The sequence below is a fragment of the Burkholderia alba genome (genome assembly GCF_034721475.1).
Lineage (GTDB): Bacteria > Pseudomonadota > Gammaproteobacteria > Burkholderiales > Burkholderiaceae > Burkholderia > Burkholderia alba.
Genome location: NZ_JAWJWL010000012.1, coordinates 124,064 through 140,009, shown reverse-complemented (window position 1 = coordinate 140,009; position 15,946 = coordinate 124,064). Strand labels below are relative to the sequence as shown.

12 protein-coding genes, 1 tRNA gene and 2 pseudogenes are annotated in these 15,946 nt (G+C 65.2%); 5 read left to right on the top strand and 10 right to left on the bottom strand.

Features of this window, described 5'->3' with window-relative positions:
- Window positions 1-602: 602 nt before the first annotated feature.
- Entirely contained in the window at window positions 603-1,193 is a 591-nt protein-coding gene (locus tag RZR99_RS15805) for a flavin reductase family protein (protein WP_323120716.1), read from the bottom strand.
- Window positions 1,194-1,355: 162 nt separating this feature from the next.
- Window positions 1,356-1,985: a Rossmann-fold NAD(P)-binding domain-containing protein gene (locus RZR99_RS15800; RefSeq protein ID WP_323120780.1), complete on the bottom strand. Its 630-nt coding sequence runs from the start codon at window positions 1,983-1,985 to the stop codon at window positions 1,356-1,358.
- A gap of 544 nt (window positions 1,986-2,529) precedes the next feature.
- Between RZR99_RS15800 and RZR99_RS15795 the strand changes: the two genes are divergently transcribed.
- A complete protein-coding gene (locus tag RZR99_RS15795) occupies window positions 2,530-3,696 on the top strand; it encodes a lytic transglycosylase domain-containing protein (protein WP_323120715.1) in 1,167 nt (388 codons plus the stop codon).
- Between the two features lie 589 nt (window positions 3,697-4,285).
- On the opposite strand, the gene RZR99_RS15790 is transcribed toward RZR99_RS15795, so the two are convergent.
- Window positions 4,286-5,200, bottom strand: coding sequence for a LysR substrate-binding domain-containing protein (locus RZR99_RS15790; RefSeq protein ID WP_323120714.1), 915 nt, complete (start codon window positions 5,198-5,200; stop codon window positions 4,286-4,288).
- A gap of 90 nt (window positions 5,201-5,290) precedes the next feature.
- Here RZR99_RS15790 and RZR99_RS15785 point away from each other — a divergent pair, with 90 nt between their 5' ends.
- From RZR99_RS15785 to RZR99_RS33335, 3 genes and pseudogenes are all read left to right on the top strand, one after another.
- The gene (locus tag RZR99_RS15785) at window positions 5,291-6,565 is read left to right on the top strand and encodes an MFS transporter (RefSeq protein WP_323120713.1); all 1,275 of its coding nucleotides are present in this window, start codon (window positions 5,291-5,293) and stop codon (window positions 6,563-6,565) included.
- 61 nt (window positions 6,566-6,626) lie between these two features.
- Window positions 6,627-7,154, top strand: a complete 528-nt coding sequence (locus tag RZR99_RS15780; protein ID WP_407655456.1) for a lipocalin-like domain-containing protein — start codon at window positions 6,627-6,629, stop codon at window positions 7,152-7,154.
- 160 nt (window positions 7,155-7,314) lie between these two features.
- Window positions 7,315-7,563, top strand: a pseudogene (locus tag RZR99_RS33335) (integrase core domain-containing protein); the annotation flags it as partial.
- Between the two features lie 262 nt (window positions 7,564-7,825).
- Here RZR99_RS33335 and RZR99_RS15775 read toward each other — a convergent pair.
- The 3 genes from RZR99_RS15775 to RZR99_RS15765 form a co-directional block, all read right to left on the bottom strand.
- The gene (locus RZR99_RS15775) at window positions 7,826-8,755 is read right to left on the bottom strand and encodes a class I SAM-dependent methyltransferase (RefSeq protein WP_323120712.1); all 930 of its coding nucleotides are present in this window, start codon (window positions 8,753-8,755) and stop codon (window positions 7,826-7,828) included.
- A gap of 291 nt (window positions 8,756-9,046) precedes the next feature.
- Window positions 9,047-9,140 (bottom strand) — tRNA-Ser (locus tag RZR99_RS15770).
- Window positions 9,141-9,254: 114 nt separating this feature from the next.
- Window positions 9,255-10,505, bottom strand: coding sequence for an aspartate kinase (locus tag RZR99_RS15765; protein ID WP_323120711.1), 1,251 nt, complete (start codon window positions 10,503-10,505; stop codon window positions 9,255-9,257).
- Between RZR99_RS15765 and RZR99_RS15760 the strand changes: the two are divergent.
- Window positions 10,488-10,724: pseudogene (locus tag RZR99_RS15760) on the top strand (hypothetical protein); the annotation flags it as partial. The gene RZR99_RS15765 and the pseudogene RZR99_RS15760 overlap by 18 nt on opposite strands.
- 108 nt (window positions 10,725-10,832) lie before the next feature.
- On the opposite strand, the gene tilS reads toward RZR99_RS15760, so the two are convergent.
- From tilS to cysS, 4 genes are all read right to left on the bottom strand, one after another.
- Window positions 10,833-12,248, bottom strand: a complete 1,416-nt coding sequence (tilS, locus tag RZR99_RS15755; RefSeq protein ID WP_323120710.1) for a tRNA lysidine(34) synthetase TilS — start codon at window positions 12,246-12,248, stop codon at window positions 10,833-10,835.
- A 42-nt stretch (window positions 12,249-12,290) separates the two neighbouring features.
- On the bottom strand, window positions 12,291-13,262 hold the full coding sequence (locus RZR99_RS15750; RefSeq protein WP_323120709.1) for an acetyl-CoA carboxylase carboxyltransferase subunit alpha: 972 nt from the start codon (window positions 13,260-13,262) through the stop codon (window positions 12,291-12,293).
- A gap of 102 nt (window positions 13,263-13,364) precedes the next feature.
- Window positions 13,365-14,300 carry a DNA-3-methyladenine glycosylase family protein gene (locus RZR99_RS15745; RefSeq protein WP_323120708.1) on the bottom strand — a complete coding sequence of 312 codons (936 nt, stop codon included), beginning with the start codon at window positions 14,298-14,300 and terminating at the stop codon, window positions 13,365-13,367.
- Window positions 14,301-14,347: 47 nt separating this feature from the next.
- A complete protein-coding gene (cysS, locus tag RZR99_RS15740) occupies window positions 14,348-15,745 on the bottom strand; it encodes a cysteine--tRNA ligase (protein WP_323120707.1) in 1,398 nt (465 codons plus the stop codon).
- Between the last annotated feature and the right edge of the window lie 201 nt (window positions 15,746-15,946).

Sequence of the window (15,946 nt, the reverse complement as noted above, 5' to 3'; positions counted from 1 at the left end):
CCTCACGGCGCCGCGAGCGTTCCGTCTTCGACGCCGCAAATGACCGGGTGCCGCAACAGTCGGCCACGAGATACAGATCGTTTTCATCGCTCACTCGCTGCGGCCACGGAGCAAAACATTGCTCCATGATCTGCTCAGGCATCCCGTGTCATTGAGCCGCCCAGCCATGAATCGTGAAGCATGGCCGAGCGCTACTCGCGGATAGGGAGCGGTCTGTTTCCGGCGCGGCGAGTCCGATTCTCCGTCTCGGAACAACTTCTCAAGCGGCCCCGGATACTGCCATGCTCTACGAACGACGGGATGGAATGCCGTCCACTGAACGCCGAGAAGAGACCGGTCACCCAGATGTCAAAAGAATCTCGAATGACGGCGATTACGTTTTCGATTGCCTTCACCGCGCGCCCTCTCGAAACATCCGACTTCCCGGCGATGCGTGGCGCCCCTTCGACATATCAACGCCCACGGGATCCTGGCTTGCCGCGCCGAAATCACGAAGTCCCGGAACCTGAAGCGCTCATTCGAGGCGCTCGCAACGTCCCACTCCCCCTCCAAGTATCCATTCCAACCGAGGTACATCGATCAGCGATGCGCGCCGAACGCGCCTAATCCCCCCCCTTGCCGGTCTTGGCCGACAACGCATCGCCGATCGTGTAGAAGTGGCCGCCGGCAACATGGTGCAGGCTGCGCCAAGCCGGATCGGCGTCCTCGTAGTGCCAATGGCCGTTCGTGAACACACGCGTATCGGCCCAGGCGCCGACGATTTCGCCGATGAATAGATCGTAGGCTTGCTGGTTGTGCGGTTCGGAAATGAGCCGGCAGGCGAGCCAGGCCGAGCAGCCCGCGACGAACGGCAGATCGTGGCCGGCCATGTCGAACAGTTCGACGCCGGATCGCGGCAGCTTGTCCGGCTCGTCGACGAGGCTCAGGGTGCCGACCTCGTGCGTGAGCTGCACCTGCGCTGCCGTCGGCACCTGTATCACGAACGCACCGTTATGCTCGATGAATTCGCGTGTCTTCGTCATCTTGTCCAGCACGACCGTCAGCTTCGGCGGCGAAAAATCCAGCGCGCACGACCACGCGGCGGCCATCACGTTGTCCACGCCGCGGTGGCGGGCGGATACCAGCACTGTCGGGCCGTGGTTGATGAGGCGGTAGGCCTTTGCCAGTTCTATCGGGGCGATATGACTGTCCATTCAGGTTCCTCGACAAGAAATGCGATCCGGGCAGGCGCCGATCGTGACCGGCCCGCGCACGGTCGGGTCGTACCCGCCGCGCGCAGTCCGTCATGTTGCCGGGTTTCCCGATCGGCCGTGCGGCGTTTCGGGTCGCGCATCGGCCACGCGATCGCCGGAACGTCAAACGAGATGCTCGGATGTGACGACGCGAATACCCGGCGCCGGGTTGCAGGCGGCATCGACGAGTGCGCGCGCGATCTTGGGCGCCGGATTGATCCGCCAGCGGCGAGGCAGCAGCGACCCGAAGAGCGTCAGCGCAGCGATCGATGCGCGCTCGCCCGGGCGAGCCTCGTCGCGCGCGCCGCCGATGAGGCCCGGCCGGACCAGCACCAGCGACGCGAATTCCAGCGCGGTCAGATCGCGCTCGAGCTCGCCCTTCACCCGGCTGTAGAAGACCCGCGACGACACATCGGCGCCGAGCGCCGAATTCAGCACATAGGCAGGCGTGCCGTGTTGCTTCGCGAGACGCGCGACCGCGAGCGGATAGTCGTAGTCCACCCGGCGGAACGCCGGCCTGGATCCGGCGGCCCGCATCGTGGTCCCGAGCGTGCAGATCACCGCATCCGCTCGCCACCAGTGCGCGTCGTCAGGCAGGCGATCGAAGTCCACGCCCGGTGCCAGCAGCTTCGGATGCGCCGGCAATGCGCGGCGCGCGAGCGCCACCACGCCGCTGACCCGTTGATCGGCGAGCGCCAGGTCCAACACTTGACGCCCGACGAGTCCGGTCGATCCGACCAGAAGCAGTTTCATCTCGAATTCCTCCCTGTCCGCCGCAGCGGCATCCGCATCGATCGCGGCCACCGATCGGGGGGCGCGACATTGTCGCGGTTCGCCGACGATGCCCCGATGCGCGCAGTTTACCCACTCGACCGGCACCGGCGCACGACGTGCCGCCATGCTCGGGGGGTGGGCGTTCCGCGCGTCGATGTCACGGCGGCTTTCGCGCTGCATCCCGGGTAGACGCAACGCGAAGCCGCCCGCTTCGGCTCGGGAAAACGACCGTTCAACGCCGCATCGAAATAGGGCCAAGTCTATCCGTCACGAATCCTTTCCAATTGAAAGGCGGCCCGGCCGAACGATCTATCGACAATCGCGCTTGACACGCTTCCCGCCCGACGTGACAAAATCCACGCCTGGACGCCAACGCAATCGAAACGCCCGGCTCCCGGACGGGACGAACGCCGCGAGTGCACGATGGCGTCCCGTCCCGCGTCGGTATTCGACGCCCGCGCCGGCACACCGAGCCGAGCGGCCACAAGATCGGGACGATCAATATGAGAGAGTCGAGGGCGCCATGCAGTCGCAGGAACGCAGTCTGATCGCGGGACTTCCGTCGAAAATCGGCCAGGTGCTCGTCGCGGCGCTGGGCTTGTGCGGAACCGCGCGCGCGGACTGCCTCGACGACGCCGCGGCGTTCCACAAGGTGAACATCAGCCTTGTGCGCGCGATCGCCCGGGTCGAATCCGGCATGCGCGCGGACAGCATCAACACCAACACCAACGGCACCTACGACATCGGGCTGATGCAGATCAACAGCATCTGGCTGCCGACGCTCGCGCGTTACGGGGTCCACGAGCAGAATCTCTACGACCCGTGCGTCAACGCCTATATCGGCACCTGGATCCTCGCGCAAAACATCCGCCAGTTCGGCCCGACCTGGACCGCGGTAGGCGCGTACAACGCCGGCGATCCCGACAAGCGGCTCGCCTATGCGCGCAAGGTCTACGGCGCGATCATGACGGTCGCCGATTCGTCGGCGCTGCCGCCGCCGCTGCCGCCGTCATACAGCCTGCCCGCCGACACGCCGGCGCCCACGCCGACCTACAATCCGTTCGCGAGCCTCCTCTCGCCGGCCGCCCGCCCCGCGGGCCGCCCTCGCGCGGCCCCGGCCGTCGATCCGCGCGCGGCGGCGACCCCGGCCGCGCCCGGCAGCTACAACTTCGGCTGGACGGTCAGCGGCGCGGACCAAGCGAAACCGTTCCAGGTGTTCGACGACGGTGCGAAGGTGTACCTGCAGTTCGAGGACATGAAGAAGGTGCCCGCGATCTTCGCGGAGACGCCCGCCGGCCGCGTGCTGCTGTACGCGGCACCGCAATTCCCCTATCTGGTGATCGACCGGCCGGAACGCGCGCTGATCTTCCAGCTCGGCGCCTACGAAGCCCGCGCGGTGCGTGGCGCGGTCACGATGTCGGCCCCGGCGAACCCGCCCGCAGGCACTGCGCGGGCGGGCGCGGCGGCCGTCACGCCTTCGGCCGCGCAAGCGGGCTCGGCTCAGCGCGCTACCCGAGGGGCGACAACGGATGCGCTCTGGTATGCGACGCAATCGTCAACGTCGTCAATGGCGCGACCGGCCGCTGCCCCCGCAACGGTAGCGCCGCCGGCGGCTCCGGTTGCGACGTCCGCTCCGGCTCCGGCCAAATCCCCGCCCTCCACCGACGCGCTCTGGTACATCTCGCATTAGCGGGCGCCGCATCGGTTCGGTGCGAATACAGCGGCACGCGAACGCACACCATCTCCCTCGTGACGCCCGGATCGATGCAGGCTCATGCGCATACGGTGCCGCCGCGCACGGACCCGCTCGCGACCCAGGAAGCTCCGGCATACCGTCGGCTACCGTGTTCGCCAATGCGCTGCAAGCCGGCGACGCGGTTGCATGGCCGTCTGATTGTCTGGCTGCGAGCGGCTGGACATAGGCGCCACACCGTATCGTCATTCGACCGCCTTCGCCGCGTGCAACGCCCTGCTTCACGCATCGCGCATGGATGCCGTCGATGCGAAACTCTCCACTGGATCAATATCGGCTACCAGTCGGACCGCTATCGGCAGCCCCGTGAGTTTCCGAACCCTATCGCGATCTCGTCGTCGACGCGGCGATATTGTGCAAGGCTCTTGGCTCCGCCGACGACCGACTCAAGACCGCCGCCGCTCATCGTCCGGCGGGCACTCCCTTGGCGACACCCAGTCGGCGCCGGATGCGCCGGCATCGGGCATCTGCGCCGGGACACGCAACGCACACGGCCCCCCACTCCGGAGCGATCCCCCGCGCGCGCTTAACGCGCCGCAGTCCGTACCGCTTGCGGACCCGCCAGTTCCGGCAGCGTATCCGCCAGGATCTCGAGGACGACGTCCCGCAGCCGGGCAGCCGCCGGTTGCAGGGGTCGGCCGCCGTCGTGCAGCGAGACGGCGAGGCTCGGCAGATCCTGCGGCAATCGCGTCGCGTCGCGGACGATGCCCACCCGATCCGGCAAGCCGATGGCCGTGCGCAGCGTCACGCCCAGGCCCGCTTCCACCGCTGCCCACAAGCCATGCAGGCTCGGACTCGTGAATGCGATCCGCCACGGCAGACCGGCGCCGTCCAGCGCCGCGAGCGCGTGCCGCCGAAAAAAACACGGCGCCTGATACATCGCGAGCGGAATCGGCTCTCCCCGCGCCCACAGCGTCTCGACCGAGAGCGGGCCGATCCAGTGCAGCGGCAGCACGCCCACCTGTTCGGCATCCTGGCGGGCTTCGTTGCCGAGCGCGAGAACCAGATCCAGGTCGCCCTTGTCGAGGCTCACGAGCAAGCTCGCGTTGCCGTCCACCACCGCTTCGACGCGAACCGCCGGATGCGCCCGCTTGAAGCGCCCCAGCACGGCGGGCAACCACGTTTCGGCGAAATCGGCGGGCAGACCCACGCGCACCTGCCCATCGATCGCGAAACCACGCACCGCGGAAACGGCTTCGTCGTTGAGATCCAGAATCCGGCGCGCATAGGCGAGCACGATCTCGCCGGCCGCCGTCGGCACGAGCCCCCGTCCCTGCTTCTGGAACAACGGCTCGCCGACCTGCTCCTCGATCTTGCGAACCTGCTGGCTGACCGCCGACTGCGAACGGCCCAGCCGGTCGGCCGCACGATTGAAGCTCCCCAGCTGTTGCGCGGTAACGACCGTGCGCAGCACGTCCATGTCGAGATTGATTCGGCCCATGGTTCAGTTTTCCGAATATGTCGCTTCAGGATTATCGAATTTTCTTACCATTCTAAAGCGCTTATTGTCGGCCCATTCGGTTCTTTCAGGATGGGCGGCGTGACACCCCAGACCGTACGTCTCTACGGAGCGACGATCGCCAGCGCCAAGATCGGCACGGGCTTTTTCTTCCTCATCAACACCTGGCTGATCATCGAGATCACGGGACGCGCGTCGAGCGCCGCGATCACCCTCGTCATGACCATTCTTCCCAGCCTGCTGCTGTCGCCCGCCATCGGCTTGGCCGTGGATCGCAGTCAGCCGGCACGCCTCGCGTGGCGGGCGGAGGTGCTCCGGTGGATCGTGCTGACCGGCTACGGCGGGCTTTATGCCATGGGGTATGCAACGGCGAGCCTCGCGTATTCGGTCAGCTTTCTGATCGCGCTCGGCAACGAGATCCAGACGCTGTCGTGGCGGGCGGCGCTCGCACGCGAGGCCACCTCGCAGGAAATCTTCCGTCTCAACGCACTGACCGTCGTCACCGGCCAGACAGGCCAGATATTCGGTGCCGCCGCCTCCGGCCTGGCGCTCGCCACCATCGGGGCGGCCGCGACGATCGGCGTGGCCAGTTCGACCTATCTGCTGTCGGCGCTGACCGGCTTCGTCGTCGCACGCCGAATGCACGCCGCGCCGCCGCTGTCCCGCGCCGCCGCAAGCCGTCCGCGCCGACATGCGAGCGATCTGCGCGAAGGGTTGCGCCACATTGCGCAACGCCCCGCGATCGCCTTCTTCTACGGACTCATGCTCGCCAACCTGACCGTGATCTTCGGCATCAATGCCATGCTGGCTCCGTTCGTGCGCGAGGAACTGCATCTCGACGCCGCGGCGTTCGGCAAGATCGATGCGGGCTATGCACTCGGCGCGATCGCGAGCGGGTTCTTCGTGGTCCGGCTGGCCGATCGGCTCGGCCGCCGCACCGTCCTGATGCTGGCGTTCCTTGTCGCCGCGCTCAGCCTGCTGGTCTTCGCGCAATGCCACGGGCTGGCGGTCGCGTTCGCGACCTATGTCGGCCTCGGCGTCAGTTTTCAGAGCAGCGTGATCGCGTTGAGCGCCGCGCAACGCGCGACCGACCCGCTCTACCAGGGGCGCGTCGGCGCAACGTTCAACGTGCTCAATGGTGTCGCGGGCTTGGTCGTCTACGGCATCGTCGCGATGAGTGCCGGACGGCATCTGTATCGCCAGTTGTATCTCTGGCAAGCCGCGTCGATGCTGATCCTCATTCCGGTCGTCGCCTTCGCGAGCCGACGCGCCGGCGTCGGCCAGTTCCTCCAATCCGAGCACCCGCCGCTTCGCGCCGATGTCGAGACGGTTTCATCGTCGGCCTGAGCGACGCTACCGCACGTCGTGACACGACGTTTTCCCGCCCCCCCCTGGAGACCCTCCGAACATGAAAGCAACCACCCTGCTCAAAGCCGCGCTGATCGGTACGTTTTGCGTGACCGGCACACTCGGCGCACCCGGCGCGAACGCCGCCGATTCGATGATGATCGATCCCATGCTGGTCGGCACCTGGTCGCTGGTGGCCGCCGACGTCCTTCACCCCGACGGCACCCGGGGCCGGGATTTCGGCGCCGCGCCCGCCGGGTTGCTGATGATCGACCGCGAGGGGCGCTATACCTTGCAGATCTACAAGACCGAGCGTCCCCGCTTCGCGTCGGGTGACAAGCCCATGGGAACGCCGGACGAATTCAAGGAGGCGGTGATGGGAGCAAGCTCGCACTTCGGCATGATCAGCGCCGACACCATGGCCGGAACGCTCACGTTTTCGATTCGGAAGTCGCTGTACCCCAACTGGGAAGGCGAGCGGCAGGTCCGCCACTATGAACTGAAGGGCGACGAGTTGAGTTATCGCGTGGTGCCCCGCCCGAACGGTGATATTCCAATCTCGGTCTGGAAGCGGGTGCGCTCGATGTAAAGGCGTCGGGATCGGAGGGCGGTCCGGCCATCGATGTCGTCGATGTCGGCAATGGCACCGGTCGACTGCGATCGTCGGTCCATGAGAAACGGCGTGATCCGTAACGTGCCCCGTGACTGATCACGCCGCCCCTGATCCGCTTTGGGACAACGGTTGAAAGGTGAACACGTGGCGTCTGCACCGAGTCGAATCGCCGCTCGGGGCGGGGCTCCTCGGCATCTGTTTGTCGACGACGGCAGCACATTTTCTGGGCGCCTGCTCGACGTGTGGGTGTATCGCGACAGAGCAAAAAGTCGACTTCGTCAGGCCAGGTAAGCCGACAGACAATTGCCACATCGAAGCGTTTAACGACTCATTCCACGACGAGTGCTTGACCCTGCATGGGTTCGAGATGTTGGGTGAAGCCAAGCCGATCGTCGAGGCATCGGGGTTACAACGAGAGCCAACCTCACGCTGCTCCCAAAGAGTTGGCGCCAGGCGAATTCGTCCGTCAGCCGGTACTTTCGCCGAATCAGGCGGAACCCGAAACGCCTCAGAATTCGCTCTAGATTTGGCCTGGAACACCGAAGTGGGTCACATGGGAGGAAGCAGGCAAGTCGTGAGTACCCGAAACAGCAAGGACAGCTGGCTGGCGCGCCTCGCGACGCGCGGCAACTGGCACGACAAAGAATTTACGCTTGCGGCGCTTCAAACAAGTACTCCACCACCGGTGGCAATCGATCGGTGCGATAAAACGCAGCGATCGAGTCGAAGAATCGGATTTGGTCGACAAGCTTGGCGATGCGCGGCACTTTGAGCGACGTTCCAGGCGTCGCCTCAATTCGGAAGGTCATGTAGTCATGGTCGACATAGGGTTGATGCATGAGATCAAGCACCGAGCGCGCGAAATCGATGAATGTTACCGGAAGGTCGGCTTGGCCACTGCGCTTGCCCCAATAGGACGTTTCGAGGTCCTCGACCATGTAGATCCCGCCCGTCTTGACCCCCCGATCAAAGAGGGCATTGAACGACGCGATCTGATGCGAAACGACATGGCTGCCATCGTCGATGATAATGTCGAACGGGCCGAACTCATCGACAACCGCTCCAAGAAACTTGGGGTCGTCTTGTGAGCCGATGCGTACATGGACGCCATTCGCGGGATCGTTAAATGCCGCGCAGTCGGGGTTGATGTCGATGCCGACGATCTGGCTATCGGCGCCGAAGTATTTCTGCCACAGGACCAGCGAGCCACCACGGTCCACTCCTATCTCGAGCACCCTGGGCGCCTTGCCGCGGAAACGGGAAAATAGCGCCTCATAGGAATCGAAGTAGTTGAGCCACTTGTGGCCGTTCGGAATTCGTCGCCACACGTCGCCGCAATCATTGCTCAGCAGACTCCCGCGAATCTCATCCGGCGACGGCCAATCCCAATTCTCGACGACCGCTAGACCAGGGCTCAAATACGATGCCGGTGAAATGGCGAGGGCCGCGGGCCGTTCGACCGGAATCTCCTCGGCTGCTCTAGCGGACTGATTGGCACCGAATAGCCACTTCAACATTTTGACCTCTGAAGTTATGAACTGTGCTGATTTCCGTGCTGCGCGGAACGCGACCGTCATACGTGTTGCGTTCCCCCACGGTCCAGCTTGAGGAAGCCGGAATTTGCTGACGCCATTATAGAGGGCGCCCAGTGACGACCTGCGGCCGCACTCGATCCTGAGCAGTTGTGCGCGCCGGTGATCGGACTGCCTTGGCAATCGTCGGTTCACGATCACATGAGCAAGACATCGATGCAGCAACGATGCGCTATCCAGGTGTTCATCGTTTGGCGGGTTCTTTGGCTGTCCGATACAACCGAAAAACAAAAAGCCCCGTAAGTCCTTAAACTTACGGGGCTTTCTCACCGCTTTTGGCGGAGACGGAGGGATTCGAACCCTCGATCCAGGTTTTGGCCCAGATGCTCCCTTAGCAGGGGAGTGCCTTCGACCTCTCGGCCACGTCTCCCAAACCTTCGCTCGCACCAGGGAGGCAGTGCGACGAAACCAAGATAATATAGGGTTACGGGGCCGAGGTCAATTTCTGCGACGCACTTTCTTCGGACGCGTCACAGAAATTTCATTAGCCCTGGTCGAGTTCGAATGCCTTGTGCAGCGCGCGCACCGCCAGTTCCATGTACTTCTCGTCGATCAGCACCGAGATTTTGATCTCGGAGGTCGAGATCATCTGGATATTGATGCCCTCTTCCGACAGCGTGCGGAACATCGTGCTCGCGACGCCGACGTGCGAGCGCATGCCCACGCCGACCACCGACACCTTCGACACCTTCGGGTCGCCCTGCACCTGCTCGGCATTCACATGGCCCTTCACCTGATTGGTGAGGATATCCATCGCCTTCTGGTAATCGCCGCGGCCGACCGTGAACGTGAAGTCGGTCTTGCCCTGAACGCTCTGGTTCTGGATGATCATGTCGATGTCGATGTTCGCATCGGCCACCGGGCCCAGGATCTGATAGGCGATGCCCGGCTTGTCGGGCACACCCATCACTCCGATACGGGCTTCGTCGCGCTGGAACGCGATGCCGGAAATGACTGCCTTTTCCATGGTCTCGTCTTCTTCAAAAGTAATCAGGGTGCCCGAGCGCATTTCCTCGTCGAGCGCAATCTGCGGATCCGTGAGACTCGACAGCACGCGCGTCTTCACTTGATATTTACCGGCGAACTCGACCGAGCGGATCTGCAGGACCTTCGAGCCCAGGCTCGCCATTTCCAGCATTTCCTCGAACGTCACGCGATCGAGCCGGCGCGCCTCTTCGACGACGCGCGGATCGGTCGTATAGACGCCATCGACGTCGGTATAGATCAGGCATTCGTCCGCCGACAGCGCCGCCGCCACCGCCACCGCCGACGTATCGGAGCCGCCGCGGCCGAGCGTCGTGATGTGGCCGTCCGGATCCACGCCCTGGAAGCCCGTGATCATCACGACCTTGCCCGCATCGAGATCGCGCTTCACGCGCGCGTCGTCGATCGAGTGGATACGAGCCTTCGTGAAGGCGCTGTCCGTTTTGACCGGCACTTGCCAGCCCGCGTAGCTCACCGCGTCGACGCCGATTTCCTGCAACGCGATCGACAGCAGACCCACGCTGACCTGCTCGCCCGTCGACGCGATCATGTCGAGCTCGCGCGGGCTCGGCTGGCTCGAGATCTCTTTCGCGAGACCGAGCAGACGGTTCGTTTCGCCGGACATCGCCGACGGGACGACCACCATCTGGTGACCGGCCCGATGCCATTTCGCGACGCGTTTCGCGACGTTCTTGATGCGCTCGACCGAGCCCATCGAAGTGCCGCCGTATTTATGTACGATGAGTGCCATTGTCGTTCTGAACTGAAGGAAAGGCCGCGCGGGCGAACTGGACAGACCGCAGTGCCGTTCAGTCACGCGGCTTTTGGCTGTGGACGGACGACGAGGGGAACGGCTGGAACGCAGCACGCAGGCGTGGCGAATTTGCCCGGAAGGCGGATCAGGCCGCGCAAACCGGGTACGTCACGCGGAAAACCTGCACAAAACGCTCGAAAATCGAGCCGAGCAAACTTCCGAGCGTACCCGATCAATGTCTGCTTGACAAGCCAGGCGGGCGATTGCGGCCCTTTTTCATACGCGTTCCCGGTGCCGGAAACGGCGCGGCAAGCGCGACGGTTTTCATGCGATCAGCAGGTCGGGCCGCCATTCGATGCGCCGGTATCCGCCCGCCTCGCCCGCGCCGACGACCGCCGCGTCGCGATTCGCCCCGAGATTCGGCACGAACAACAGCTGCCCGCCCGCGTAAAGCAGCGGCACATCGCGCTGCCACGCCGGCACGCCGCGCTCCTGGAACAGATTCTTGAGGGTCCGTCCCGGGCCGGTGGGCGACGTGCGCATCCGTTCGCCGCCCACGCGCGATCGCGCCGTCAGCCCGCCGCGCGCCAGCACGGCCTCCGGCACGGCGTCGCGCGCGTCGGCGACGGCCGGGTGAAACAGATAGGTCCCGCGCCACGCGGGCAAATGCCAGATTTCTTCGCCGTGCCACGCGAGCGTGCTGTCCTCGCGAACCGTCAACGCCTGCTCGTCGGCCGGCTCGGCACTGTCGCCCGCTTCCCAGTAAACGTCGTCGCGATACAGGCGCAGGCACTGCCCTGCATGGTCGACCCGCAACGCATGCGTATCGCGCGCGTCACGCAGCTGCTTCATCATCTCGGCCAAACGCGCGGCCGATGCGCCGGGCAAACCCAGCGAACGCATCCAATAGCGCAGCAGATTCGCGCCGCGTTCATCGTCGAACGCGCTCAGCGCCGCCCGCGACAGCGCGCGCCCTTCGTCGCGCACCGTCTCCCGCAGGTCGAGCGCGGCCAGTTCGTCGAGCAGACGCTGCGCGGCCGCCGCATGCTGCGCGGTGCGACCGAGCGCGTCGCGAAAACCGGGGAAGTGCACCGCGAGCACCGGCAACACGTCGATGCGCAGCGCGTTGCGCGCATAGCGGGTGTCCGCGTTCGATTCGTCATCGATCCAACGCAGCGCGCGATGCGTCGCATAGCGTTCGAGCTGCGCGCGAAGCAGATGCAGTAGCGGACGGGTGCGCACGAGCGCCGACGCGGCGGGCCGGTACGCCGGCGCCATCGCCGCGACCCCCGCGATCCCCGCGCCGCGCAGCAGCTGCAGCAATACCGTTTCGGCCTGGTCGTCCGCATGCTGCGCGAGCCAGAGCACGGTCGCTCCGTACCGCTCGGCCAGCGTCTCGAGCGCGCGGTAGCGCACCTCGCGCGCGGTCGCCTCGACCCCTTGACCGGTCAGCCGCGCGACCTCGACGCGCGCCGCGTCGAACCGCACGCCCCGCGCCGCCGCTTCGGCCGCGCAGTGCGCGAGCCATGCGTCGGCGTTCGGGCTCAGGCCGTGATGCACGTGCAGCGCGACGCAGCGCGATGCCCCCGCCGCGTTCACCGCGGCATCGAGCAGCACGGTCGAGTCGAGTCCCCCGCTGTACGCGAGCGCGATCGTCGCGTCGGCGGGAAGCGCGGACAACGCCGCGCCGACCGCGTCGATCACGACGCGCTCGGCGGAGAACTCGTTGGGGGGAATCACAGCAGCGTGGCGCGAAGCGCCTGACGGACGACCCAGCGGTGCTTACGCACCCGGCGTCGTTTCCTTGAACTTGCCGTAGGCCATCAAACGCTCGAAGCGGCGCTCGCGCAGCGCGTCGATGCTCATGCCCTGGAACTGACGCAGCGTATCGGCGAGCGCGCGGCGCAGCAGCGCAGCCATGCCTTTCGGATCGCGATGCGCGCCGCCGAGCGGCTCGTTGACGATCTTGTCGATCAAGCCGAGCGCCTTCAGGCGATGCGCGGTCAGGCCAAGCGCCTCCGCGGCTTCCGGCGCCTTCGCCGCACTCTTCCACAGGATCGATGCGCAGCCTTCCGGCGAGATCACCGAATAGGTCGAGAACTGCAGCATCAGCACGTTGTCCGCGCCGGCGATCGCGAGCGCGCCGCCCGAGCCGCCTTCGCCGATGATCGTCGTGATGATGGGCGTCTTGAGTTCGGCCATCACGTACAGATTGCGGCCGATCGCCTCCGACTGGCCGCGCTCTTCCGCGCCGACGCCCGGATACGCGCCCGGCGTGTCGACGAACGTGAAGATCGGCAAGCCGAACTTCTCGGCGAGACGCATCAGGCGCTCGGCCTTCCGGTACCCTTCCGGACGCGGCATGCCGAAGTTGCGCGCGGCGCGCTCCTTCGTGTCGCGGCCCTTCTGATGGCCGATCACCATGCAGGCGTGGCCGCTGAACCGCGCGAGACCGCCGATGATCGACTGGTCGTCCGCGAACGCGCGATCGCCGTGCAGCTCATGGAAATCGGTGAACAGCTCGCCGATGTAGTCGAGCGTGTACGGGCGCTGCGGATGACGAGCGATCTGCGAAACCTGCCAAGGCGTCAGGTTCGCGTACAGATCCTTCGTCAGCTGCTGGCTCTTCTTCGACAGCCGCTCGATTTCTTCCGAAATATCGACAGCCGAGTCGTCCTGCACGAAACGCAGTTCTTCGATCTTTGCCTCGAGTTCGGCGATCGGCTGTTCGAAATCCAGAAAGGTGGTTTTCATGTGTTTGGATCCTTGGGTCTTGCGGCAGCGCGTATTCTAACCGCGCGCGACGGCATCAAAACCGAGTCGCAACTATCGATTTACGGAATGCAATAGCCTGTTTCAGCTATCGTTGGACAGCGGGTCGAGACTGCGCCACATGTACCAGGTGGCGACGGTGCGCCAGGGCTCCCAGTTCGCCGCCACTTCGCGCGCTTCGCTGCGCGTGACGGGCTCGCCGCTGAAATAATTGACGCTGATCGCGCGGATCAGGCCGAGATCGTCGAGCGGCAGCACGTCCGGCCGCGACAGATTGAAGATCAGGAACATCTCCGCGGTCCAGCGGCCGATGCCGCGGATCTGCGTGAGTTCGGCGATCACGTCCTCGTCTTCCATCGACGTCCATTTGTCGACGTGCAGCGCGCCCGACACGAAATGCTGTGCCAGATCGAGGATGTAGTCGGACTTGCGCTTCGAGAGCCCGCACGCAACCAGCTTGTCCGGGCCGAGCTTGATGACCGGCTGCGGCGCGATCTTCGGCGGACAGGCCGCCTCGATCTTTTCCCACACCGACTGCGCCGCCGCCACCGAAATCTGCTGGCCGACCACCGAGCGCGCGAGCGTGACGAACGGATCGCCGCGCTTGACCAGATGCGCGGGGCCGAACTTCGGGATCAGCTTCTTGAGAATCCGGTCGCGCTTGACGAGATCCGCGCAGGCCTTGTCCCAGTACGGCGGGCGCGCGACCATGTCGGCCTCGCTCACCTGCACGGGCACGGCGGCCTCGGACACGCGTGCCTTACGGCCCGACGTGTCGATGTCGGCGGCCGCTGCACGCTCGGCCGCGGCGACGAGTTCGCCGTTCAGCTTTGCGCGCGCGGGTTTCGCCGCCGCGCCGCGCGGACGCGGCGAATGGGCGGCACCGTTGACCGCGCCATTCGGCGCGGCGTGCTTCGCCGCCGTTTTCTGCGCGGCCGGCGTGCGCTTGCCGGCGGTCTTCACCGCCGCCAACGATTGCGGCGTCGCGCGTTTAGCCGGCGCCTTTCTGGCCGTTGCCATCTTGCCTCCTACCTGGCGAGTCGATCAGTGGGACAGACGAGGCGCGCTCATACGCGACGCCACTCGGTCGATCCGCCCGGTTTGTCTTCAAGAGCGACGCCCGCATCGAGCAATTCCGCCCGGATCCGGTCCGCTTCGGCATAGTCCTTTGCTTGTTTCGCCGCGACCCGCGCGGCGATCCTCGCCTCGATATCCTCGACCGCGAGCGCGCCCGCCTGGGCCTCCCCCGCCGCCTGCTGCAGAAATGCGCGCGGCTCGCGGCCCAACAGGCCGAGCAGCCCCGCGAGATGCTTCAACTGACGGGCCAGTGCCGGATCGCGCGAGCGATTGACCTCCCCTGCCAGTTCGAACAACACGGCCACCGCGACCGGCGTGTTGAAATCGTCGTTCATCGCGGCGGCAAAACGCCGCGCATGTGCTTCGTCCCGATCGAGCGCGGCCGCATCCGGCGCCACGTCCTTCAGCGCCGTATACAGGCGCGTCAGCGACGCGCGCGCATCGTCGAGATGCACGTCGCTGTAATTGAGGGGCGAACGGTAATGCGTACGCGTGATGAAGAAGCGCACGACTTCCGCATCGAACTTCGCGAGCACTTCGCGAATCGTGAAGAAGTTGCCGAGCGATTTCGACATCTTCTCACTATCCACCTGCACAAAACCGTTGTGCATCCAGTAATTGACGAATGTCTGCCCGGTCGCGCCTTCGCTTTGCGCGATCTCGTTTTCATGATGCGGGAACTGCAGATCCTGACCGCCGCCGTGGATGTCGAAATGGTTGCCGAGCAGCGTGCAGCCCATTGCCGAGCATTCGATATGCCAGCCGGGGCGCCCGCGCCCGTACTTCGACGCCCAGCCGGTGTCGTCGGGTTCGCCCGCCTTCGCGCTCTTCCACAACACGAAATCGAGCGGATCTTCCTTCGCGTCGTTCGCGGTGACCCGCTCGCCCGCCCGCAGGTCCTCGAGCGACTTGCCCGACAGCCTGCCGTAGCCCGCGAACTTGCGCACCGAGAAATTGACGTCGCCGTCCTTCGCCTGATAAGCGTAGCCGTTCGCCTCGAGCTTTTCGATCATCCCGAGCATCTGCGGAATGAATTCCGTCGCGCGCGGCTCGAGGTCGGGCCGCTCGATGCCGAGCGCGTCGGTGTCTTCGTGCATCGCGGCAATGAAGCGGCTCGTCAGCGCCTTGATCGTCTCGCCGTTCTCGACCGCGCGGCGGATGATCTTGTCGTCGATGTCCGTGATGTTGCGCACGTACGTGACCCGATAGCCGAGCGCACGCAGCCAGCGCTGCACGAGGTCGAACACGACCATCATGCGCGCGTGGCCGACGTGGCAATAGTCGTACACGGTGATGCCGCAGACGTACATCCGTACTTCGCCAGGCTGGCGCGGCACGAAAACTTGCTTGTCACGCGCGAGCGTGTTGTAGATGCGCAGTGATTCCATAGAGATGAAACGTGAGCCGAAGGAAACCGCCTTGGCGATGTTCGCCCTGCATGTGAAGCCCGATCGGAACCTCGAACGCGGCCGCAGGCCGCGCGCTTCCTCGGTGTGACATGCGGCGGTCAAGACTACAGCACAGCGGTGACGGCCACGAGAGGCAAAAGACTATCTGCGGCTCGCCGGAACGCGCAGACGTTTTGTTAG

Bases quoted from the DNA above. Each gene is read 5' to 3' on its own strand.
- RZR99_RS15805 (WP_323120716.1), bottom strand. From the start codon at position 1,193: ATGGACAGTCATATCGCCCCGATAGAACTGGCAAAGGCCTACCGCCTC.
- RZR99_RS15800 (WP_323120780.1), bottom strand. From the start codon at position 1,985: ATGAAACTGCTTCTGGTCGGATCGACCGGACTCGTCGGGCGTCAAGTG.
- RZR99_RS15795 (WP_323120715.1), top strand. From the start codon at position 2,530: ATGCAGTCGCAGGAACGCAGTCTGATCGCGGGACTTCCGTCGAAAATC.
- RZR99_RS15790 (WP_323120714.1), bottom strand. From the start codon at position 5,200: ATGGGCCGAATCAATCTCGACATGGACGTGCTGCGCACGGTCGTTACC.
- RZR99_RS15785 (WP_323120713.1), top strand. From the start codon at position 5,291: ATGGGCGGCGTGACACCCCAGACCGTACGTCTCTACGGAGCGACGATC.
- RZR99_RS15780 (WP_407655456.1), top strand. From the start codon at position 6,627: ATGAAAGCAACCACCCTGCTCAAAGCCGCGCTGATCGGTACGTTTTGC.
- RZR99_RS15775 (WP_323120712.1), bottom strand. From the start codon at position 8,755: ATGACGGTCGCGTTCCGCGCAGCACGGAAATCAGCACAGTTCATAACT.
- RZR99_RS15765 (WP_323120711.1), bottom strand. From the start codon at position 10,505: ATGGCACTCATCGTACATAAATACGGCGGCACTTCGATGGGCTCGGTC.
- RZR99_RS15750 (WP_323120709.1), bottom strand. From the start codon at position 13,262: ATGAAAACCACCTTTCTGGATTTCGAACAGCCGATCGCCGAACTCGAG.
- RZR99_RS15745 (WP_323120708.1), bottom strand. From the start codon at position 14,300: ATGGCAACGGCCAGAAAGGCGCCGGCTAAACGCGCGACGCCGCAATCG.
- cysS (WP_323120707.1), bottom strand. From the start codon at position 15,745: ATGGAATCACTGCGCATCTACAACACGCTCGCGCGTGACAAGCAAGTT.